This window comes from Enterobacter sp. Crenshaw (assembly GCF_024734705.1).
Classification (GTDB): Bacteria; Pseudomonadota; Gammaproteobacteria; order Enterobacterales; family Enterobacteriaceae; genus Enterobacter; species Enterobacter asburiae_B.
In genome coordinates, this window is record NZ_CP102932.1 from 619,637 (window position 1) to 639,033 (window position 19,397).

The following is a 19,397-nucleotide window of genomic DNA, read 5'->3' on the forward strand; positions in this document are numbered from 1 at the left end:
GCCGCGCTTATAAAAGAAGATTTAATTATGACGTTGTCTCCTTATCTGCAAGAGGTGGCCAAGCGCCGCACTTTTGCCATTATCTCGCACCCGGATGCCGGTAAAACGACCATCACTGAGAAGGTGTTGCTGTTCGGACAGGCGATCCAGACTGCCGGTACCGTTAAAGGCCGTGGCTCCAGTCAGCATGCAAAATCTGACTGGATGGAGATGGAAAAGCAGCGTGGTATTTCGATTACCACCTCAGTGATGCAGTTCCCGTATCACGACTGCCTCGTGAATCTGCTGGACACCCCGGGCCACGAAGACTTCTCCGAAGATACCTACCGTACCCTGACGGCGGTGGACTGCTGTCTGATGGTGATCGACGCCGCGAAAGGTGTAGAAGACAGGACCCGTAAGCTGATGGAAGTCACCCGTCTGCGCGATACGCCGATCCTCACCTTCATGAACAAACTCGACCGCGACATCCGTGACCCGATGGAGGTGATGGACGAAGTGGAAAGCGAGCTGAAAATCGCCTGTGCGCCAATCACCTGGCCAATTGGCTGCGGTAAGCTGTTCAAAGGGGTGTATCACCTCTATAAAGACGAAACCTACCTGTATCAGACCGGTAAAGGCCACACCATTCAGGAAGTTCGCGTGGTGAAAGGTCTGGATAACCCTGAGCTGGACGTGGCAGTCGGCGAAGAGCTGGCCGCGCAGCTGCGCGACGAGCTGGAGCTGGTGAAGGGGGCGTCTCACGAGTTCGATAAAGAGCTGTTCCTGAGCGGTGAAATCACCCCGGTCTTCTTCGGTACCGCGCTGGGTAACTTCGGCGTTGACCACATGCTGGACGGTCTGGTGGAGTGGGCGCCGCGCCCGATGCCGCGTAAAACCGACACCCGTGAAGTGGAAGCGAAGGAAGAGAAATTCACCGGCTTCGTGTTCAAAATTCAGGCCAATATGGACCCGAAACACCGCGACCGCGTGGCCTTTATGCGCGTGGTGTCCGGTAAGTATGAAAAGGGCATGAAGCTGCGCCAGGTGCGTACCGGGAAAGACGTGGTGATCTCCGATGCGCTGACCTTTATGGCGGGCGACCGTTCGCACGTTGAAGAGGCGTATCCGGGCGACATCATCGGTCTGCACAACCACGGCACGATTCAGATCGGCGATACCTTTACCCAGGGTGAAATGATGAAGTTTACCGGTATTCCGAACTTCGCGCCGGAGCTGTTCCGTCGTATCCGTCTGCGCGATCCGCTGAAGCAGAAACAGCTGCTGAAAGGCCTGGTTCAGCTCTCCGAAGAGGGCGCCGTGCAGGTGTTCCGCCCAATCGCGAACAACGATCTGATCGTGGGTGCGGTCGGCGTGCTGCAGTTCGACGTGGTTGTCGCGCGTCTGAAGAGCGAGTACAACGTGGAAGCGATTTACGAGTCTGTGAACGTCGCGACCGCGCGCTGGGTTGAGTGTTCTGACGTGAAGAAATTCGAAGAATTTAAGCGTAAGAACGAAATTCAGCTGGCGCTGGATGGCGGCGATAACCTGACCTATATCGCGCCAACGATGGTGAACCTGAACCTGACGCAGGAACGTTACCCTGACGTTCAGTTCCGTAAAACCCGCGAGCACTAATCCCTCTCAGAGCACGGCTGCCGCCGTGCTCTTCTTTAATTCCTGTCTTATTAATCCCTTGCGGAATGTTCTTAATTCAACGCAATTTCACGCTATTCGCGCGTTTTTTACCCAATTCTGAAAGCGGCTCTGTGAGAGTGATCTATATTTAACTCAGTGTTTAACACCGGGTGTGGATAAATTAACTGTTCAATGCATGACTTTAGGTTGTCCATTTTGCCCGTGTGTTTATTCGCAATATATAAAACTACTAAGGAAGTATGTAGCCCGAATAACGGGTAAACACAGGAATAGATCGATGAATATGACAAGACTGAAGATTTCGAAAACTCTGCTGGCTGTAACCCTGGGTAGCGTTCTGGTGAGCGGTTCCGCTCTGGCGGAAAGCACCACCATGGATAAAGCACAGTCCACTGCCGATACCGCAGGGCAAAAAATCGATAGCTCTATGAATAAAGTCGGCAACTTCATGGATGACAGCTCAATCACAGCAAAAGTGAAAGCCGCACTGGTGGATGATGAATCCATCAAAAGTACCGATATTTCCGTTAAGACCGACAAGAAAGTGGTCACGCTGAGCGGCTTCGTGGAAAGCCAGGCTCAGGCCGAGCAGGCGGTGAAAGTCGCGAAGGGCGTCGAAGGCGTTGCGTCCGTCAGCGATAAGCTGCACGTACGTGACGGTAAAAACGCGTCGGTGAAAGGTTATGCCGGTGATGCCGCTACTACCAGCGAAATCAAAGCTAAACTTTTAGCAGATGACATCGTGCCGTCCCGTAAGGTGAAAGTGGAAACCACCGATGGTGTGGTTCAGCTTTCCGGTACGGTAGATTCGCAGGCGCAAAGTGAACGCGCCGAGTCCATCGCGAAAGCGATTGACGGTGTGAAAAGCGTTAAAAACGATCTGAAAACGAAGTAAATCTGGACCATTCGCCCGTCTGGTTAAAACCTGCGGGCGAAATAAGAACGACTCTGGAAGAACGCCGGTGAGTGACCTGAGCGCTCACGTTTAGCGGCCGACATTAACTATGGTAAAGGAGAAGCTTATGTTTCGTTGGGGCATTATATTTCTGGTTATCGCGTTAATTGCCGCCGCATTGGGCTTTGGTGGACTGGCAGGTACAGCGGCATGGGCAGCTAAAATTGTCTTCGTTGTGGGTATTATTCTGTTCCTGGTCAGCCTGTTTACGGGTCGCAGACGTCCGTAGCAAACGCAATATTCCTTCAACAAAATAAAGCCAGTCACTGCGACTGGCTTTTTCTTATTTGCGGAACAGGTCGGGTGCGTTACTGTGGTGTTATAAAATAATCAAAAACAGGAAAGCAGAGGTGGGGCAACGAATTCCCGTTACGCTCGGCAATATTGCGCCGCTGACGTTAAAACCGTTTCGCGCAGGTCAACTCGCGTTGGTCTGCGAGGGTGGAGGACAGCGCGGCATTTTCACCGCCGGCGTGCTGGATGAATTTATGCGCGCGCAGTTCAACCCGTTTGACCTTTACTTCGGCACCTCTGCCGGGGCGCAGAACCTCTCTGCCTATGTATGTAACCAGCCTGGGTATGCGCGAAAGGTCATCATGCGCTACACCACGGCGAAAGAATTTTTTAATCCGGTGCGCTTTGTGCGCGGCGGCAACCTGATCGATCTCGACTGGCTGCTGGAGTCAACCTCCAGCCAGATGCCGCTGGCCATGGATACCGCTGCCCGTCTGTTTGATAGCGGCAAAGAGTTCTGGATGTGCGCCAGCCGGGGCGATGACTATTCGCCGGGCTATTTTTCTCCTCAGAAGGAGAACTGGCTGGACATCATCCGCGCCTCCAGCGCGATCCCCGGTTTTTATCGTACGGGAGCCCTGCTGGACGGCATTAGCTACCTGGACGGGGGGATCAGTGACGCGGTGCCGGTGCAGGAAGCCGCCCGGCGCGGGGCGAAAACCATTGTGGTGATCCGTACCGTACCGTCGCAAATGTATTACACGCCGCAGTGGTTCAAACGGATGGAGCGCTGGTTGGGCGACAGCAGCCTGCAGCCGCTGGTGAACATTGCGAAGCAGCATGAAACCACCTACGGCGCGATGCAGCGCTTCATTGAAAAACCGCCGGGCAAGCTGCGTATTTTTGAAATCTATCCGCCTAAGCCGCTGCTGAGCATGGCCCTGGGCAGCCGCGTCCCTGCGCTGCGCATGGATTACAAAACGGGGCGGCTGTGCGGGCGTTACTTCCTGGCGACGGTGGGGAAAATGCTGGCGGAGCAACCGCCGCTTCATCGCCATAAACGCATTATTTTGCCGCCTGCTATTGTCGCCAACGACGCCCTGACGATGCCGCTGGTGGATATTCCGCAGGCGAATGACGCTTTACTGGATAACGAGGATCTGGCGTGACGCTCCGCTTTGTCGATACCCACTGCCACTTTGATTTTCCGCCGTTTACCGGGGATGAAGCGCAAAGCATAGCGAAAGCGGCCGAAGCAGGCGTTCAGGCTATCATTGTGCCGGCAGTGGAAGCGGCCTATTTTTCCCGGGTGCTGGATCTTTCCACACAGCACCCTGCGCTCTATGCCGCGCTCGGCCTGCATCCGATTGTGATTGAACGGCATCTTGATGAGCACATTGAGAGGCTTGATGAGGTCGTGCAGACCGCAGGAGACAAACTTGTCGCCATCGGTGAGATCGGCCTCGATCTTTATCGTGAGGATCCGCAGTTTGAGCGCCAGCAGACGATCCTCGACGCGCAGCTCAGGCTGGCAAAGCGCCACGAGCTGCCGGTGATCCTCCATTCAAGACGCACGCACGATAAGCTGGCGATGCACCTGAAACGCATCGATCTGCCGCGAAAAGGGGTCGTGCACGGTTTCTCCGGCAGCCTGCAGCAGGCGCAGCGTTTTATCGAGCTGGGCTATAAAATCGGCGTCGGCGGCACCATCACCTATCCGCGCGCCAGTAAAACCCGGGACGTGATGGCACAGCTGCCGCTGTCGGCGCTGCTGCTGGAAACCGACGCGCCGGATATGCCGCTGAATGGTTTTCAGGGCCAGCCGAATCGCCCGGAACAGGCGGCGCGCGTGTTTACCACCCTGTGTGAACTGCGAAAGGAGCCTGCAGAGGTGATTGCCGATGCGCTGCTGGAAAATACCCGTTCGGTATTTGGCATCACGCTATAGGTAAAGCGCCGGACGGATCACCGTTATCTTCTGTTTTTCCAGCGCCCGCGCCAGCGGTTCAACGTCCTCGGGCGTGGCGCTGCGCCATGAGGCCGCCTCACCGTAAACGCCATGCGCATGAAACGCGTTGATGCGCACCGGCACATTTCCAAGCCCGTGGATAAAGGTCGTTAGCGGTTTGAGATGTTCCAGGTAATCACACTGCTCCGGAATCACCAGCAGGCGGAGTTCCGTCAAACGGTGACGATCTGCCAGCCAGCGGATGCTCTGCTTGATCTGCGGGTTTTCGCGTCCGGTCAGGAAACGGTGATGCTCGTTCCCCCACGCCTTCAGATCCAGCATTGCGCCATCCAGTACCGGCAGCAGCTTTTGCCAGCCGGTTTCGCCTAACAGACCGTTGCTGTCTACCAGGCAGGTGAGGTGGCGCAGGGCGGGATCGGCTTTGATCGCGGTAAACAGGGCAATCAAAAACGGCAATTGCGTTGTGGCTTCGCCGCCGCTGACGGTGATCCCTTCGATAAACGGTGCGGATTTGCGGACCTGAGCGAGGATCTCTTCCACGCTGAAGCGGTGCGCCATAGGCGTTGCCTGCTGCTGGCACAGATGCAGGCAGGTGTCGCACTGCTGGCAGTCACTCTCCTGCCACCAGACGCGTCCGGCCTGAATCGTCAGCGCGTCGTGCGGGCAGTGGGGCACACAGTCCCCGCAGTCGTTGCAGCGGCCGATCGTCCACGGGTTGTGGCAGGTTTTACAGCGCAGGTTGCAGCCCTGCAGGAACAGCGCCAGGCGGCTGCCCGGCCCGTCCACGCAGGAAAAAGGAATGACCTGACTAACTAAAGCGCATCTGCTGTTCATGGCTTATCACGCGCGGCTGACGTTCCAGAATACGGGTATTGCGTGCGGCCTCTTCCCCCAGCCACGTGGTATTGGTGCGCGATCCGGCTTCCCGGTATTTCTCCAGATCCGACAAGCGAACCATGTAGCCTGTCACGCGGACCAGATCGTTACCCGCTACGTTGGCGGTAAATTCACGCATTCCCGCTCTGAACGCCCCCAGGCAAAGCTGAACCACCGCCTGCGGGTTGCGTTTGACCGTCTCCTCCAGGGTGAGAATATCGCTGATTCCGGAGTGATAGTGTTTGTGATGCGGCGCAACGGCCAGCAGATGGCTGATGGGATCCGGCTCGTCGCCGTAAGGCAAGCGCGCGCCCGGCGTGGTGCCCGAATCGGAACTGATCCCCGACTGCGCGTGAAGCATCGCGCGAAGCTTCCAGCCGTGCTTCACCGGCGTGCTTTCAACGAACGCTGCAAGCTGTTCGCTGATGCGATAGCCCAGCGCGTTGGCCTGTTCATCCTTTCCGTAGCGTCCCGCTATTCCTGCTTTCTCACAGAGCGCGTTTACCGCTTCCGCCAGGCCGTACATGCCAAACATGGGTACAAACCGTTCCGCATCAATCAGCCCCTCTTTTACCAGGAAGCTATTCTCAAAGAAGCCAGATTGCTCGTAAAGGAAACCGCAGCGTGCATCGATGATGGCAATTTGCTGCTGGCAGTAGTGCGGGAGCGTGCGGGTGAAGAAGTCGTCAATGGATGCGCTGCGTTCAGCAATGGCTTTGAGGTTAAGGCGCACCAGGGTGCTGCCGCCGCCTGCAAGCGGCAGGGAGTTGTAACAGCTCACCACGCCGTAACGGCCTTTTGTGAAAATTTTATCATTCATCGGGCCATTAGAAATATGCGGTTTGCTGCATTCACAAATGTTTTTCGCCACCTCAAGCAGCAAATCATGTGGGGTGATATCGGGATCGTAGATAAAGGTCAGGTTCGGCGCGACCTGCTTCAGCTCTGCATCGGCACGCAGAATGGCGCGCGTGACTGGCGTATCTTCAGGCCCGATGTTTGCGTGCATAAACGCATCCGGCAGCGTACGGTCGAGATAGCGCCAGAAACGTTTTATTCGGCTATCGATCTCTTCTTGTGTTAGAATTCTAACATATGGGGTCAATATCGCATCAAGCTGACCGAGATAGACCGGCATCGATGTGACGGACGGAACATGATGGTAGAGGATGGTTAACAGCGAGAGGGCGTCGTCGAGATCTTTCGCGCCTTCCAGCTCCAGCCACGCTGAACCGTTAGCCAGAAATTTTGCGTAATCCGGCAGAACGTAACGGGGTTTGTAAGGCGAATGGCCTTCGAACATGTCGCAGATAAACCCTTCGTCCAGTGCGGCTCGTGCGGCCTCAGGAAGTGCCGGGTAAGGCAGGTTGTTTTCCGCTTCCAGCGCCAGAAAATGACGTTTTTGTTCCGGGGTTAACACCGGGCTTGTGACAATGTGCTGGCAACGTTGTTGCAGGGCGTCGGGGCTGGAGTGGGGCATAGTCGCTTCCTTGAGTGTTCTGCGGATGATGAACGGATTGTAGGAAGCCAGCCTGTCGGGGCTTTTGATCCGACAGGGGGTATCGCTGCTTTAGTCGGCAATTTACGCGCTAAAGTTTGAAGAAGATCTCATTACAGTAATGCAAATTTGTATGCAGTTTTCATTAACTGTGATGAATGTCGAAGTGTGGATGCGGGTGAATGTTAGAATACTCACAGACCCGCAAGGTAAAATTTATACGGCACTGCCGTTGGAGAATGTTATGACCGATTTAACTGCAAGCAGCCTGCGCGCGTTGAAACTGATGGACCTGACCACCCTGAACGATGACGACACCAATGAAAAAGTCATCGCCCTGTGCCATCAGGCGAAAACGCCGGTGGGTAACACCGCAGCCATCTGTATCTACCCGCGCTTTATCCCGATTGCCCGTAAGACTCTGAAAGAGCAGGGTACGCCGGACGTGCGCATTGCAACCGTAACTAACTTCCCGCATGGCAACGACGATATCGAGATCGCGCTGGCAGAAACCCGCGCGGCGATTGCTTACGGCGCAGACGAAGTTGACGTTGTGTTCCCGTACCGCGCGCTGATCGCCGGCAACGAGCAGGTCGGTTTTGACCTGGTGAAAGCCTGTAAAGACGCGTGCGCGGCGGCAAATGTGCTGCTGAAAGTGATCATCGAAACCGGCGAGCTGAAAGAAGAGGCGCTGATTCGTAAAGCATCTGAAATCTCCATCAAAGCCGGTGCGGATTTCATTAAAACCTCTACCGGTAAAGTGCCGGTGAATGCGACCCCGGAAAGCGCGCGCATCATGATGGAAGTGATCCGTGACATGGGCGTATCCAAAACCGTTGGTTTCAAACCTGCGGGCGGCGTGCGTACCGCTGAAGACGCGCAGCAGTTCCTGGCGATTGCCGACGAGTTGTTTGGCGCCGACTGGGCCGATTCCCGTCACTACCGCTTCGGTGCGTCCAGCCTGCTGGCCAGCCTGCTGAAAGCGCTGGGTCACGGCGACGGTAAGAGCGCAAGCAGCTACTGATTGCCAGACAATGCCGGATGATGCTTCGCTCATCCGGCCGACAGGATCGTAGGGCGGGTAAGCGTAGCGCCACCCGCCACAACTCCCCCGATTCCGCATGGAGGTTACCGTGTTTCTCGCACAAGAAATTATTCGTAAAAAACGTGATGGTCATGCATTAAGCGATGAAGAGATCCGTTTCTTCATCAACGGCATTCGTGATAACACCGTCTCAGAAGGGCAGATTGCGGCTCTGGCGATGACCATTTTCTTCCACGATATGTCGATGCCTGAGCGCGTGTCGCTGACCATGGCGATGCGAGATTCAGGAACCGTTCTGGACTGGAAAAGCCTCAACCTTAACGGCCCGATTGTGGATAAGCACTCCACCGGCGGCGTGGGTGACGTGACGTCTCTGATGCTCGGCCCAATGGTGGCAGCCTGCGGCGGTTACATCCCGATGATCTCCGGGCGCGGCCTGGGCCACACCGGCGGTACGCTCGACAAACTGGAAGCCATTCCGGGCTTCGATATCTTCCCGGACGACAACCGCTTCCGCGACATTATTAAAGACGTTGGTGTGGCGATTATCGGCCAGACCAGCTCTCTTGCTCCGGCAGACAAGCGTTTCTACGCCACCCGCGACATCACCGCGACCGTTGACTCCATCCCGCTGATCACCGCCTCTATCCTGGCGAAGAAACTGGCAGAAGGGCTGGACGCGCTGGTGATGGACGTGAAGGTGGGCAGCGGCGCGTTTATGCCGACCTATGAACTTTCTGCTGCGCTCGCGGAAGCGATCGTTGGCGTATCCAACGGCGCGGGCGTGCGCACCACCGCGCTGCTCACCGACATGAACCAGGTGCTGGCGTCCAGCGCCGGTAACGCCGTCGAAGTGCGTGAAGCGGTGCAGTTCCTCACCGGTGAATACCGCAACCCGCGTCTGTTCGACGTCACCATGGCGCTGTGCGTTGAGATGTTAATCTCCGGCAAGCTGGCCAAAGACGACGCAGAAGCCCGCGCGAAGCTGCAGGCGGTGCTGGATAACGGCAAAGCGGCGGATATTTTCGGCCGCATGGTTGCAGCCCAGAAAGGCCCGACCGATTTCGTCGAAAACTACGCGAAATACCTGCCAACCGCGACGCTTAGCAAAGCGGTGTATGCCGATAGCGAAGGGTATGTCTCTGCAATGGACACCCGTGCGCTGGGTATGGCGGTGGTCTCGATGGGCGGCGGCCGTCGTCAGGCGTCAGACACCATTGATTACAGCGTCGGCTTTACCGATATGGCCCGTCTGGGCGACAGCGTTGACGGTCAACGTCCGCTTGCGGTGATCCACGCGAAAGACGAAGCCAGCTGGCAGGAAGCGGCTAAAGCGGTGAAAGCGGCAATTACGCTTGACGATAAAGCGCCGGAAACCACACCGACTGTCTATCGCCGTATCACCGAATAGCGGTATACTGATCTGATCGATAATTTTTGAAGCACTACGTACGGAGAACAATTATGAAACGTGCATTTATTATGGTGCTGGACTCATTCGGCATCGGCGCAACCGAAGATGCAGAACGTTTTGGTGACGTGGGTTCCGATACCATGGGTCATATCGCGGAAGCCTGTGCGAAAGGCGAAGCGGATAACGGTCGTAAAGGCCCTCTGACTCTACCTAACCTGACCCGCCTCGGTCTGGTGAAAGCGCATGAAGGTTCTACCGGTAAAATCGCAGCCGGTATGGACGGCAACGCGGAAGTCGTGGGCGCCTACGCCTGGGCTCACGAGCTCTCCTCCGGTAAAGACACCCCGTCTGGCCACTGGGAAATCGCCGGTGTGCCTGTGCTGTTCGACTGGGGCTATTTCTCCGATCACGAGAACAGCTTCCCGCAGGAGCTGCTCGATAAGCTGGTGAAGCGTGCCAATCTGCCGGGCTACCTCGGTAACTGCCACTCTTCTGGTACCGTGATTCTCGATGAACTCGGCGAAGAGCACATGAAAACCGGCAAGCCGATTTTCTACACCTCTGCTGACTCCGTGTTCCAGATTGCCTGCCACGAAGAGACCTACGGCCTGGATAAACTCTACGAGCTGTGCGAAATCGCCCGAGAAGAGCTGACCGAAGGCGGCTACAACATCGGCCGAGTGATCGCGCGTCCGTTTGTGGGCGACAAAGCGGGTAACTTCCAGCGTACCGGTAACCGTCATGACCTGGCCGTTGAGCCACCGGCGCCAACCGTGCTGCAGAAGCTGGTTGAAGAGAAAGACGGCCACGTGGTTTCCGTGGGTAAAATCGCGGATATCTACGCCAACTGCGGCATCACCAAAAAAGTGAAAGCCACCGGTCTGGATGCGCTGTTCGATGCCACCATCAAAGAGATGAAAGAAGCGGGCGACAAGACCATCGTCTTCACCAACTTCGTGGACTTCGACTCCTCCTGGGGCCACCGTCGCGACGTTGCGGGCTATGCAGCGGGTCTTGAGCTGTTCGACCGCCGTCTGCCGGAGCTGATGGCGCTGGTGGGCGAAGATGACATTCTGATCCTGACCGCGGACCACGGCTGTGACCCAACCTGGACCGGTACCGACCACACCCGTGAGCACATTCCGGTGCTGGTGTACGGCCCGAAAGTGAAGCCGGGCTCGCTCGGTCACCGTGAAACCTTCGCGGACATCGGCCAGACCCTGGCGAAATACTTTGGTACGTCTGACATGGAATATGGCAAGGCCATGTTCTAAACGGATTGGGTGCGGCCTGATGCCCTCACCCCGACCCTCTCCCACAGGGAGAGGGAGAACAGAATGTAGGCCGGGTCAGGCGTAGCCGCCACCCGGCAAAAACAACAATGTAAAAGGAACTGAAGATGGCAACTCCTCACATTAATGCAGAAATGGGTGATTTCGCTGACGTCGTATTGATGCCGGGCGACCCGCTGCGCGCGAAGCACATTGCAGAAACTTTCCTGGAAGACGTGCGTGAAGTGAACAACGTTCGCGGCATGCTGGGCTTCACCGGTACCTATAAAGGCCGCAAAATCTCCGTTATGGGCCACGGTATGGGTATCCCATCCTGCTCTATCTACACCAAAGAGCTGATCACCGACTTCGGCGTGAAGAAAATCATCCGCGTAGGCTCCTGCGGCGCGGTGCGCATGGACGTTAAGCTGCGCGACATCGTTATCGGTATGGGCGCCTGCACCGATTCCAAAGTTAACCGCATGCGTTTCAAAGACCATGACTTCGCGGCGATTGCTGACTTCGGCATGGTGCGTGACGCGGTTGACGCGGCAAAAGCGCTGGGCGTTGAAGCGCGCGTGGGTAACATCTTCTCTGCTGACCTGTTCTATGCCCCGGACGGCGGCGAGATGTTCGACGTGATGGAGAAATACGGCATCCTGGGCGTGGAAATGGAAGCGGCGGGTATCTACGGCGTCGCGGCTGAGTTTGGTGCGAAAGCGCTGACCATCTGCACCGTGTCTGACCACATCCGTACCCACGAGCAGACCACCGCTGCCGAGCGTCAGACTACCTTCAACGACATGATCAAAATCGCGCTGGAATCCGTTCTGCTGGGCGATAAAGAGTAATTCTGTCTCTTCCCTCCCTCTCCCTATGGGAGAGGGCAGGGGTGAGGGCACCAGACCGCACCTAGCGCACGGCCTGTGCAATCCACGCCGACAGCTCCCGCAGCTCATTTTCCTGCTCCGGGAAATCTCCGATCAACGCGTCGCATTCCTGCTGCAGCATATCAGCCCTGTACAAACAGCCCTGCAAACGTGCCGCCAGCGCCTCTAACGGTGCCGGGTTCAGGCTATCGGTAAACACCTGCGTGCGGGTGATATGGCCTTTCTCCACGTCAAAATGCAGCTCCACGCCGCCCCAGGTAAAACGCTCGTCCAGCAGATGGGAAAACGCAGGAGCCTGACCGAAGTTCCACTCCCAGCTGCTCTGGCGGGCGAAGGTTTCGGCGAAGTTGGGCAGGTCCGGGGTTTTGTCAGGGGAGATGACTTCTGCTTCCACGCGCTCGCCGTAATGTTCAAAGAACGCGTCACGGATCGCATCGCAAATCTGCTCGTGCGTAATTCCCGGCAGCAGTTCTACCAGATTTGCCACGCGGCCGCGCACGGAGGTAATTCCTTTGGCCTGGAGCTTTTTCTTATCCGGATTCAGGTAGTTCGCCAGACGGCTCAGATCGGCGTTCAGCAACAGGGTGCCGTGGTGGAAGCCGCGATCCATCGTTTCGCGGTAGGCGGAGCCGGAGACCTTCCGGTCGCCCTCGGGGGTTTTCACCACCAGATCGTTACGCCCGGAGGCTTCTGCCGTCACGCCGAGTGAATTGAGCGCGTTGAGGACGATGGACGTTGAGATGGTTTTGTCGTATTCCGGTTTGCCCGCCATAAAGGTAAAGCAGGTATTGCCCAGATCGTGAAACACCGCGCCGCCGCCGCTGCTGCGACGTGCGAGACGGACGTTGTCCTCTTCCATACGCCGCGTATTGCACTCTTTCCAAGGGTTTTGCGCGCGGCCGATGACCACCGTATCGGCGTTCCGCCAGAGAAACAGTACGCGCTGGGTGGCGGGCATCTGGCGGAAGATGCACTCTTCTACCGCGAGATTAAACCAGGGATCGTAAGAGTCAGAGATAAGCAGGCGTAACGTCGTCATGGCAAAGTTCCTTTTCCGAATCGTTCGCTTACTTTATCACTAATCTTTCTTCTCGCTCTCTTCGTCTTCGGGGACGGAGTTGCTGGCGGTCAGCAGGAACGGGGATTGCTGCCAGCGCGAGCGCTTGCCGCGAAGCAGGGTGCGCGCCAGCACAACTCCGATGGCGAGTGAAAGCAGCAGCATCAGGCGCAGAATATTGGTGGTATTATCGACCTGTTTGGCTTCAGTAGGCAGGGTGTGGGTATCGAGGGTCAGGCGCAGATAGCCCAGTGGGCCATTCTTCCCCTGAATAGGTTCGACAATCTGCTGGTTAAAGTAGCCCCCGGCTTTTTTCCCGTCCAGCGCCAGCCTGTCGCGCACGTCGACGTGCTCGCCCGCGCGGGCAATCAGGTTGCCTTGCTCATCATAGACGCCGGCATCAAGAATGCGGCTGTTCTCCGTGAGCAGGCGTAAAACCTGGCCTATCCGCTTCTCGTCCGGCGTTTCGGTACGCATGGACGGCGCGACGTTGAGCGTCACCTGGCGCGCCAGCGTGCGGGCCAGCTCTTCAAACTGCGGGTTGCGTTGCCGTTGATGGTTCTGGCTAAACCACGATGCCCCTTGCATCAGCACCACTAATAGTGCGAGACAGGAAAGGACAATCACGGCGCGATGGAGCCGGAATTTCAGTTTTGCGCGAGCCATATTCCACCTGCTGAAAATTTACGGCTTAATGTTGCCAGAAGTGATGGTTACAGGGTAGCCTCATGCGTTATTTTCCCTCTGCAACCTTCCGGCGCGAACGAAATTACAGGAGCTTTAATGCCGAACATTACCTGGTGTGACCTGCCAACGGATGTCTCTTTATGGCCAGGATTGCCGCTCTCTTTAAGTGGCGATGAGGTGATGCCTCTGGATTACCACGCCGGTCGTAGCGGCTGGCTCCTCTACGGACGCGGTCTGGATAAGCAACGCCTGACCCAGTATCAAAGCAAGCTGGGTGCGGCAATGGTCATCGTCGCCGCCTGGTGCGTGGAAGACTACCAGGTTATTCGCCTGGCGGGTTCCCTGACGCAGCGCGCAACGCGTCTGGCGCACGACGCCGGGCTGGACGTCGCGCCGCTGGGCAAAATTCCGCATCTGAAAACCCCTGGCCTGCTGGTGATGGACATGGACTCTACCGCCATTCAGATCGAGTGTATTGACGAGATTGCGAAGCTGGCGGGCAGCGGCGAGCTGGTGGCGGAAGTCACCGAGCGTGCGATGCGCGGCGAGCTGGACTTCACCGCCAGCCTGCGCCAGCGCGTGGCGACCCTGAAAGGGGCCGATGCCAACATTCTGCGTCAGGTGCGCGACGTGCTGCCGCTGATGCCAGGGCTGACGCAGCTGGTGCTGAAGCTGCAGTCCCTCGGCTGGAAGGTGGCGATTGCTTCCGGTGGCTTCACCTTCTTCGCGGATTACCTGCGGGAAAAACTCCATCTGACCACCGTGGTGGCCAATGAGCTGGAGATCATGGACGGCAAGCTGACCGGCCAGGTGATCGGCGATATCGTTGATGCCCAGTACAAAGCCAATACGCTCACGCGTCTGGCGGAAAAATATGAAATTCCGGTCGTGCAGACCGTCGCCATCGGCGATGGCGCGAACGACCTGCCGATGATCAAAGCCGCCGGTCTGGGCATTGCCTACCATGCCAAGCCAAAAGTGAATGAAAAGACGGAAGTCACTATCCGTCACGCTGACCTGATGGGGGTGTTCTGCATTCTCTCCGGCAGCATTAATCAGAAATAACGAGGTAAACCGTGGCGAAAGCTCCAAAACGCGCATTTGTCTGTAATGAATGTGGTGCGGATTATCCGCGCTGGCAGGGGCAATGCAGCGCCTGTCATGCCTGGAACACCATCACCGAAGTGCGTGGTGTGGCGGCTTCGCCGAGCGTGGCGCGCAATGAGCGCCTGAGCGGCTATGCCGGTAACGCGGGCGTGGCGAAGGTGCAAAAACTTTCGGACATCAGCCTCGAAGAGCTGCCGCGCTTCTCCACCGGGTTCAAAGAGTTTGACCGCGTGCTCGGCGGCGGCGTGGTGCCGGGCAGCGCGATCCTGATCGGCGGTAACCCGGGCGCGGGTAAATCGACCCTGCTGCTGCAAACGCTCTGCAAGCTTGCCGAACAGATGAAAACCCTGTACGTCACGGGCGAGGAGTCTCTGCAGCAGGTGGCGATGCGCGCGCACCGTCTGGGCCTGCCGACCGGCAACCTGAACATGCTCTCCGAAACCAGCATCGAGCAGATCTGCATGATTGCCGAAGAAGAGCAGCCGAAGCTGATGGTGATCGACTCCATTCAGGTGATGCACATGGCGGACATTCAGTCCTCACCGGGCAGCGTCGCGCAGGTGCGTGAAACCGCGGCTTACCTGACGCGCTTTGCCAAAACGCGCGGCGTGGCGATTGTGATGGTCGGCCACGTGACCAAAGACGGCTCGCTGGCCGGACCGAAGGTGCTTGAACACTGTATCGACTGCTCCGTGATGCTCGACGGCGACGCGGATTCCCGTTTCCGTACCCTGCGCAGCCATAAAAACCGCTTTGGCGCGGTTAACGAACTGGGCGTGTTTGCCATGACCGAACAGGGGCTGCGCGAAGTCAGCAACCCGTCGGCCATCTTCCTGAGCCGTGGCGATGAGATCACCTCCGGTAGCTCGGTGATGGTGCTGTGGGAAGGGACGCGCCCGCTGCTTGTCGAAATTCAGGCGCTGGTGGACGTGTCGATGATGGGCAACCCGCGGCGCGTGGCGGTCGGTCTGGAACAGAACCGTCTGGCGATCCTGCTGGCGGTGCTGCACCGCCACGGCGGGCTGCAGATGGCGGATCAGGACGTCTTCGTTAACGTGGTCGGCGGCGTCAAAGTCACGGAGACCAGCGCAGACCTGGCGCTGCTGCTGGCGATGGTCTCCAGCCTGCGCGACAGGCCGCTGCCGCAGGACCTGGTCGTCTTCGGCGAAGTGGGCCTCGCCGGGGAAATCCGTCCGGTACCCAGCGGCCAGGAGCGTATCTCCGAGGCGGCAAAACACGGTTTCCGCCGGGCGATCGTTCCCGCTGCCAACGTGCCGAAAAAGATCCCGGAAGGGATGCAGGTTTTCGGCGTGAAAAAACTCGCTGATGCGTTAAATGTCTTTGACGACTTATAATTACGTAAATTTGATTTTGCAGGAGGCACCGTAATTTATGTCATCATTTGACTACATCAAGACCGCAATCCGCCAGAAGGGCTGCACGCTGCAGCAGGTGGCGGACGCCAGCGGCATGACCAAAGGCTACCTGAGCCAGCTGCTGAACGCCAAAATCAAAAGCCCCAGCGCGCAGAAGCTGGAAGCGCTGCATCGCTTTCTGGGGCTGGAGTTCCCGCGTATGCAAAAGAACATCGGCGTGGTGTTCGGCAAGTTTTACCCCCTGCATACCGGACATATCTATCTGATTCAGCGCGCCTGTAGCCAGGTTGACGAGCTGCATATCATCATGGGCTACGACGAAACCCGCGACCGTCAGCTGTTTGAAGACAGCGCCATGTCGCAGCAGCCGACCGTGCCGGACCGCCTGCGCTGGCTGCTCCAGACCTTTAAGTACCAGAAAAATATTCGTATTCATGCCTTTAACGAAGAGGGCATGGAGCCGTATCCGCACGGCTGGGACGTGTGGAGCAACGGCATCAAAGCGTTTATGGAAGAGAAGGGCATTGCGCCTAACTGGATCTACACCTCTGAAGAGTCCGACGCGCCGCAGTTCCGCGAGCATCTGGGCATCGAGACGGTGCTGATCGACCCGAAACGCACCTTTATGAACATCAGCGGGGCGCAGATCCGCGAAAACCCGTTCCGCTACTGGGATTACATTCCGACCGAAGTGAAGCCGTTCTTCGTGCGTACCGTCGCGATCCTGGGCGGCGAGTCGAGCGGGAAATCGACGCTGGTCAACAAGCTGGCGAACATCTTCAATACCACCAGCGCGTGGGAGTACGGCCGCGATTATGTCTTCTCGCACCTTGGCGGCGACGAGATGGCGCTGCAATATTCCGATTACGACAAAATCGCGCTCGGTCATGCCCAGTACATTGATTTTGCGGTCAAATACGCCAACAAAGTGGCGTTTATCGATACCGATTTCGTGACCACACAGGCGTTCTGTAAAAAATATGAAGGGCGCGAGCACCCGTTCGTGCAGGCGCTGATTGACGAATACCGCTTTGACCTGGTGATCCTGCTGGAAAACAACACCCCGTGGGTGGCCGACGGCATGCGCAGCCTCGGCAGCTCCGTGGACAGGCGGGAATTCCAGTCCATGCTGGTGGAGATGCTCAACGAAAACAACGTTGAGTTTGTCCATGTGGAAGAGTCTGACTACGACTCCCGCTTCCTGCGCTGCGTCGAGCTGGTGAAGGAGATGATGGGGGAGCAGGGGTAAAAACTTACCCCTCACCCTAACCCTCTCCCAAAGGGAGAGGGGACTTTAACCGCCCTCTCCCTGTGGGAGAGGGCCGGGGTGAGGGCATCAAGCCACTCAGAACTCAACCACCACTTTCCCCCGCATATGTCCCTCCAGCACTTTACGGTGCGCCTCGGTAATGCTTTCCACGCTCAGCCCGTGCAGCGTTTCGCTGAGCGAACTTTCAACCACGCCGTTATCCACCAGTTTTGCCACCTCATTGAGGATCTCACCCTGACGCGCCATATCCGCGGTCTGGTACATGCTGCGGGTGTACATAAACTCCCAGTGCAGGGCGGCGGATTTGGACTTCAGCTTGTCCTGGTTCAGCGGACGTTCATTTTCAACGATGGAACAGATATGCCCCTGCGGCGCAATCAGTTCGCTGACCGCATCCCAGTGCCCGTCGGTGTCGTTGAGGATGAAAATGTAATCCACAAAGGTGAGCCCCTGTTTCGCCAGCTCGCCTTTCAGATCGCGGTAGTTGACGACAATATCAGCCCCGCGATCGCGGCACCACCGGGCGGAATCTTCTCGTGAAGCCGTTGCGACGATCTTCACCTTGCTGTTGTGCTTCGCAAAGGGGATCGCCAGCGATCCCACGCCGCCCGCGCCGCCGATGATCAGCAGCGTTTTGTCCGCCCCGGCATCCTGAATGTTCAGGCGTTCAAACAGACCTTCCCACGCGGTGAGCGCGGTCAACGGCAGTGCAGCGGCAGCCGCCCAGCCGAGGCTGGCAGGCTTGTGGCCGACTATGCGTGCATCAATCAGCTGGTGCGTGGTGTTGCTGCCCGGGCGGGTGATGTCGCCCGCGTACCAGACCTCGTCACCCGGTTTGAATCCGGTCACGCCAGCCCCCACGGCTTTGACGATCCCGCTGGCGTCCCACCCGAGAATACGCGGCTCGCTCAGCCCGTTTTTAGCAATGCCCGCGTGGACTTTGGTATCGACCGGGTTAACGGAGACGGCCTTCACCTCTACCAGCAGATCGTGCTCGCTGGGCTGCGGCATTGGCGGGGTGATTTCAATGAAGGTGGACGGATTTTCTGGGTTAACGGCAATAGCTTTAACAGACATGGTGTGCTCCTCAATGGCATGCGTTTTGTTGAGGCTAGTCTATAAAGTGGCCAGCTGCGTGATAAGATGGACAATCAAGAACTCAGCGTTCGTACAGGATGAACAATCATGTTTAAACAGCTGCAGGATATGGCGCTGTTCGCGCTGGTGGCGGAGATGGGCAGCTTTACCGCTGCCGCGCAGAAAGCCGAACTGCCGAAATCCAGCGTTAGCCAGCGAATTAGCCAGCTGGAGCAGCAGGTGGGTATTCGCCTTCTGAACCGCACCACGCGCAGGATTAGCCTCACGTTTGCGGGCGAGCACTATCTGGTGCACTGTCGCGAAATGCTGGCGGCCAGCGAGCGGGCCGAGTACGCCATTCAGCGGCTGCGCGAAAACCCCAGCGGGCGGCTGCGGATCACCTGTCCGGCGGGAATTGGGGCGACGCTGCTGGCGCACATGAATGCCGAGTTTCAGCTTCGCTATCCTGACGTTTCGCTGGATGTGTCGATCTCTGATGACGTGGTGGATCTGGTCGAGGCCGGTTTTGACGTAGCGCTGCGTACCGGTAAGCCGCAGGACTCCTCCCTGATTGGCCGGATGATCGGGCACTGCCCGCGCTACATGCTGGCCTCACCGGACTATCTGGCGCGTCGGGATCCGCTGACGCATCCCCGTCAGCTGGTGGAGCACCGCTGTATCACGCACCGGGCGTGGTCGGAGTGGCTTCTGCGAAGCGAGAGCGAGGATTACCGCTATCTGCCGGATAACGCGCACATGACCGATAATCTGGTCTACGCCCGCGAGTGTGCGATTGCCGGTGCGGGGATCACGCTCTTACCCGCGTTTCTGCTGGAAGATAAAATTGAAAAAGGTGCGCTGGTTCAGGTGCTGCCGGAGTGGAATGTTGAAGGTAACGATCTGTGGCTGGCGTATCCAAGCCGCAAGCTGAATTCGCCTGCGCTGATGAGCTATATCGACTTTGCGATGCAGTTTGACGAGGTGAAGCGGTATTACGTGGGTGGGTGATTTTGTGCGGCCTGATGCCCTCACC

18 protein-coding genes are annotated in these 19,397 nt (G+C 57.5%); 13 read left to right on the plus strand and 5 right to left on the minus strand.

The genetic code is table 11. From position 1 onward, the window contains the following. Positions 1-27: 27 nt before the first annotated feature. The 5 genes from prfC (at position 28) to NWV12_RS02935 (ending at position 4,775) form a co-directional block, all read left to right on the plus strand. A complete protein-coding gene (gene prfC, locus NWV12_RS02915; protein WP_032660822.1) occupies positions 28-1,617 on the plus strand; it encodes a peptide chain release factor 3 in 1,590 nt (529 codons plus the stop codon). 298 nt (positions 1,618-1,915) lie between these two features. Further along, positions 1,916-2,533 (plus strand): molecular chaperone OsmY, encoded by a 618-nt coding sequence (gene osmY / locus NWV12_RS02920; protein ID WP_032660819.1) that lies wholly within the window; start codon positions 1,916-1,918, stop codon positions 2,531-2,533. Between the two features lie 127 nt (positions 2,534-2,660). After that, positions 2,661-2,822 (plus strand): DUF1328 domain-containing protein, encoded by a 162-nt coding sequence (locus NWV12_RS02925; RefSeq protein ID WP_003856556.1) that lies wholly within the window; start codon positions 2,661-2,663, stop codon positions 2,820-2,822. 121 nt (positions 2,823-2,943) lie between these two features. Beyond that, positions 2,944-3,996: a patatin family protein gene (locus tag NWV12_RS02930; protein ID WP_048979045.1), complete on the plus strand. Its 1,053-nt coding sequence runs from the start codon at positions 2,944-2,946 to the stop codon at positions 3,994-3,996. Continuing rightward, positions 3,993-4,775: a TatD family hydrolase gene (locus NWV12_RS02935; RefSeq protein WP_048979044.1), complete on the plus strand. Its 783-nt coding sequence runs from the start codon at positions 3,993-3,995 to the stop codon at positions 4,773-4,775. The genes NWV12_RS02930 and NWV12_RS02935 overlap by 4 nt, the downstream gene beginning before the upstream one ends. Here NWV12_RS02935 and NWV12_RS02940 read toward each other — a convergent pair. Further along, positions 4,770-5,630, minus strand: a complete 861-nt coding sequence (locus tag NWV12_RS02940; RefSeq protein WP_048975090.1) for a YjjW family glycine radical enzyme activase — start codon at positions 5,628-5,630, stop codon at positions 4,770-4,772. The genes NWV12_RS02935 and NWV12_RS02940 overlap by 6 nt on opposite strands. After that, positions 5,605-7,152 carry a YjjI family glycine radical enzyme gene (locus NWV12_RS02945; RefSeq protein WP_048979043.1) on the minus strand — a complete coding sequence of 516 codons (1,548 nt, stop codon included), beginning with the start codon at positions 7,150-7,152 and terminating at the stop codon, positions 5,605-5,607. Before NWV12_RS02945 ends, NWV12_RS02940 begins: the two co-directional genes overlap by 26 nt. Before the next feature lie 262 nt (positions 7,153-7,414). Here NWV12_RS02945 and deoC point away from each other — a divergent pair, with 262 nt between their 5' ends. From deoC to deoD, 4 genes are all read left to right on the plus strand, one after another. Then, positions 7,415-8,194: a deoxyribose-phosphate aldolase gene (gene deoC, locus NWV12_RS02950; RefSeq protein WP_023310320.1), complete on the plus strand. Its 780-nt coding sequence runs from the start codon at positions 7,415-7,417 to the stop codon at positions 8,192-8,194. A gap of 109 nt (positions 8,195-8,303) precedes the next feature. Next, the gene (deoA, locus tag NWV12_RS02955; RefSeq protein WP_033144578.1) at positions 8,304-9,626 is read left to right on the plus strand and encodes a thymidine phosphorylase; all 1,323 of its coding nucleotides are present in this window, start codon (positions 8,304-8,306) and stop codon (positions 9,624-9,626) included. 53 nt (positions 9,627-9,679) lie between these two features. Then, complete coding sequence (deoB, locus tag NWV12_RS02960) at positions 9,680-10,903, plus strand: phosphopentomutase (RefSeq protein WP_048979042.1); 1,224 nt, start codon at positions 9,680-9,682, stop codon at positions 10,901-10,903. Between the two features lie 125 nt (positions 10,904-11,028). Beyond that, entirely contained in the window at positions 11,029-11,751 is a 723-nt protein-coding gene (deoD, locus tag NWV12_RS02965; RefSeq protein ID WP_010427122.1) for a purine-nucleoside phosphorylase, read from the plus strand. Positions 11,752-11,812: 61 nt separating this feature from the next. Here the strand turns inward: deoD and lplA are convergent, their stop codons facing one another. Together lplA and NWV12_RS02975 are read right to left on the minus strand one after the other, a co-directional pair. After that, positions 11,813-12,829 (minus strand): lipoate--protein ligase LplA, encoded by a 1,017-nt coding sequence (gene lplA / locus NWV12_RS02970; protein ID WP_048979041.1) that lies wholly within the window; start codon positions 12,827-12,829, stop codon positions 11,813-11,815. Positions 12,830-12,868: 39 nt separating this feature from the next. Then, on the minus strand, positions 12,869-13,513 hold the full coding sequence (locus NWV12_RS02975; RefSeq protein WP_033144581.1) for a YtjB family periplasmic protein: 645 nt from the start codon (positions 13,511-13,513) through the stop codon (positions 12,869-12,871). Between the two features lie 117 nt (positions 13,514-13,630). Between NWV12_RS02975 and serB the strand changes: the two genes are divergently transcribed. Genes serB through nadR form a run of 3 tightly spaced genes read left to right on the plus strand, consistent with a single transcriptional unit; the run spans position 13,631 to position 17,266 of the window. Continuing rightward, positions 13,631-14,599, plus strand: coding sequence for a phosphoserine phosphatase (gene serB / locus NWV12_RS02980; protein ID WP_023310325.1), 969 nt, complete (start codon positions 13,631-13,633; stop codon positions 14,597-14,599). 11 nt (positions 14,600-14,610) lie between these two features. Beyond that, positions 14,611-15,996 carry a DNA repair protein RadA gene (radA, locus tag NWV12_RS02985; protein WP_014068810.1) on the plus strand — a complete coding sequence of 462 codons (1,386 nt, stop codon included), beginning with the start codon at positions 14,611-14,613 and terminating at the stop codon, positions 15,994-15,996. A gap of 37 nt (positions 15,997-16,033) precedes the next feature. Further along, complete coding sequence (nadR, locus tag NWV12_RS02990) at positions 16,034-17,266, plus strand: multifunctional transcriptional regulator/nicotinamide-nucleotide adenylyltransferase/ribosylnicotinamide kinase NadR (RefSeq protein ID WP_006810194.1); 1,233 nt, start codon at positions 16,034-16,036, stop codon at positions 17,264-17,266. Positions 17,267-17,362: 96 nt separating this feature from the next. On the opposite strand, the gene NWV12_RS02995 is transcribed toward nadR, so the two are convergent. After that, positions 17,363-18,364 carry a zinc-binding alcohol dehydrogenase family protein gene (locus NWV12_RS02995; RefSeq protein ID WP_048979040.1) on the minus strand — a complete coding sequence of 334 codons (1,002 nt, stop codon included), beginning with the start codon at positions 18,362-18,364 and terminating at the stop codon, positions 17,363-17,365. Positions 18,365-18,472: 108 nt separating this feature from the next. Here NWV12_RS02995 and NWV12_RS03000 point away from each other — a divergent pair, with 108 nt between their 5' ends. Then, positions 18,473-19,372, plus strand: a complete 900-nt coding sequence (locus NWV12_RS03000; protein ID WP_048979039.1) for a LysR family transcriptional regulator — start codon at positions 18,473-18,475, stop codon at positions 19,370-19,372. Positions 19,373-19,397 lie beyond the last annotated feature (25 nt).

Bases quoted from the DNA above. Each gene is read 5' to 3' on its own strand.
- deoD (WP_010427122.1), top strand. From the start codon at position 11,029: ATGGCAACTCCTCACATTAATGCAGAAATGGGTGATTTCGCTGACGTC.
- prfC (WP_032660822.1), top strand. From the start codon at position 28: ATGACGTTGTCTCCTTATCTGCAAGAGGTGGCCAAGCGCCGCACTTTT.
- NWV12_RS03000 (WP_048979039.1), top strand. From the start codon at position 18,473: ATGTTTAAACAGCTGCAGGATATGGCGCTGTTCGCGCTGGTGGCGGAG.
- nadR (WP_006810194.1), top strand. From the start codon at position 16,034: ATGTCATCATTTGACTACATCAAGACCGCAATCCGCCAGAAGGGCTGC.
- osmY (WP_032660819.1), top strand. From the start codon at position 1,916: ATGAATATGACAAGACTGAAGATTTCGAAAACTCTGCTGGCTGTAACC.
- NWV12_RS02940 (WP_048975090.1), bottom strand. From the start codon at position 5,630: ATGAACAGCAGATGCGCTTTAGTTAGTCAGGTCATTCCTTTTTCCTGC.
- NWV12_RS02995 (WP_048979040.1), bottom strand. From the start codon at position 18,364: ATGTCTGTTAAAGCTATTGCCGTTAACCCAGAAAATCCGTCCACCTTC.
- NWV12_RS02925 (WP_003856556.1), top strand. From the start codon at position 2,661: ATGTTTCGTTGGGGCATTATATTTCTGGTTATCGCGTTAATTGCCGCC.
- lplA (WP_048979041.1), bottom strand. From the start codon at position 12,829: ATGACGACGTTACGCCTGCTTATCTCTGACTCTTACGATCCCTGGTTT.
- deoB (WP_048979042.1), top strand. From the start codon at position 9,680: ATGAAACGTGCATTTATTATGGTGCTGGACTCATTCGGCATCGGCGCA.
- NWV12_RS02945 (WP_048979043.1), bottom strand. From the start codon at position 7,152: ATGCCCCACTCCAGCCCCGACGCCCTGCAACAACGTTGCCAGCACATT.
- serB (WP_023310325.1), top strand. From the start codon at position 13,631: ATGCCGAACATTACCTGGTGTGACCTGCCAACGGATGTCTCTTTATGG.
- NWV12_RS02975 (WP_033144581.1), bottom strand. From the start codon at position 13,513: ATGGCTCGCGCAAAACTGAAATTCCGGCTCCATCGCGCCGTGATTGTC.
- deoC (WP_023310320.1), top strand. From the start codon at position 7,415: ATGACCGATTTAACTGCAAGCAGCCTGCGCGCGTTGAAACTGATGGAC.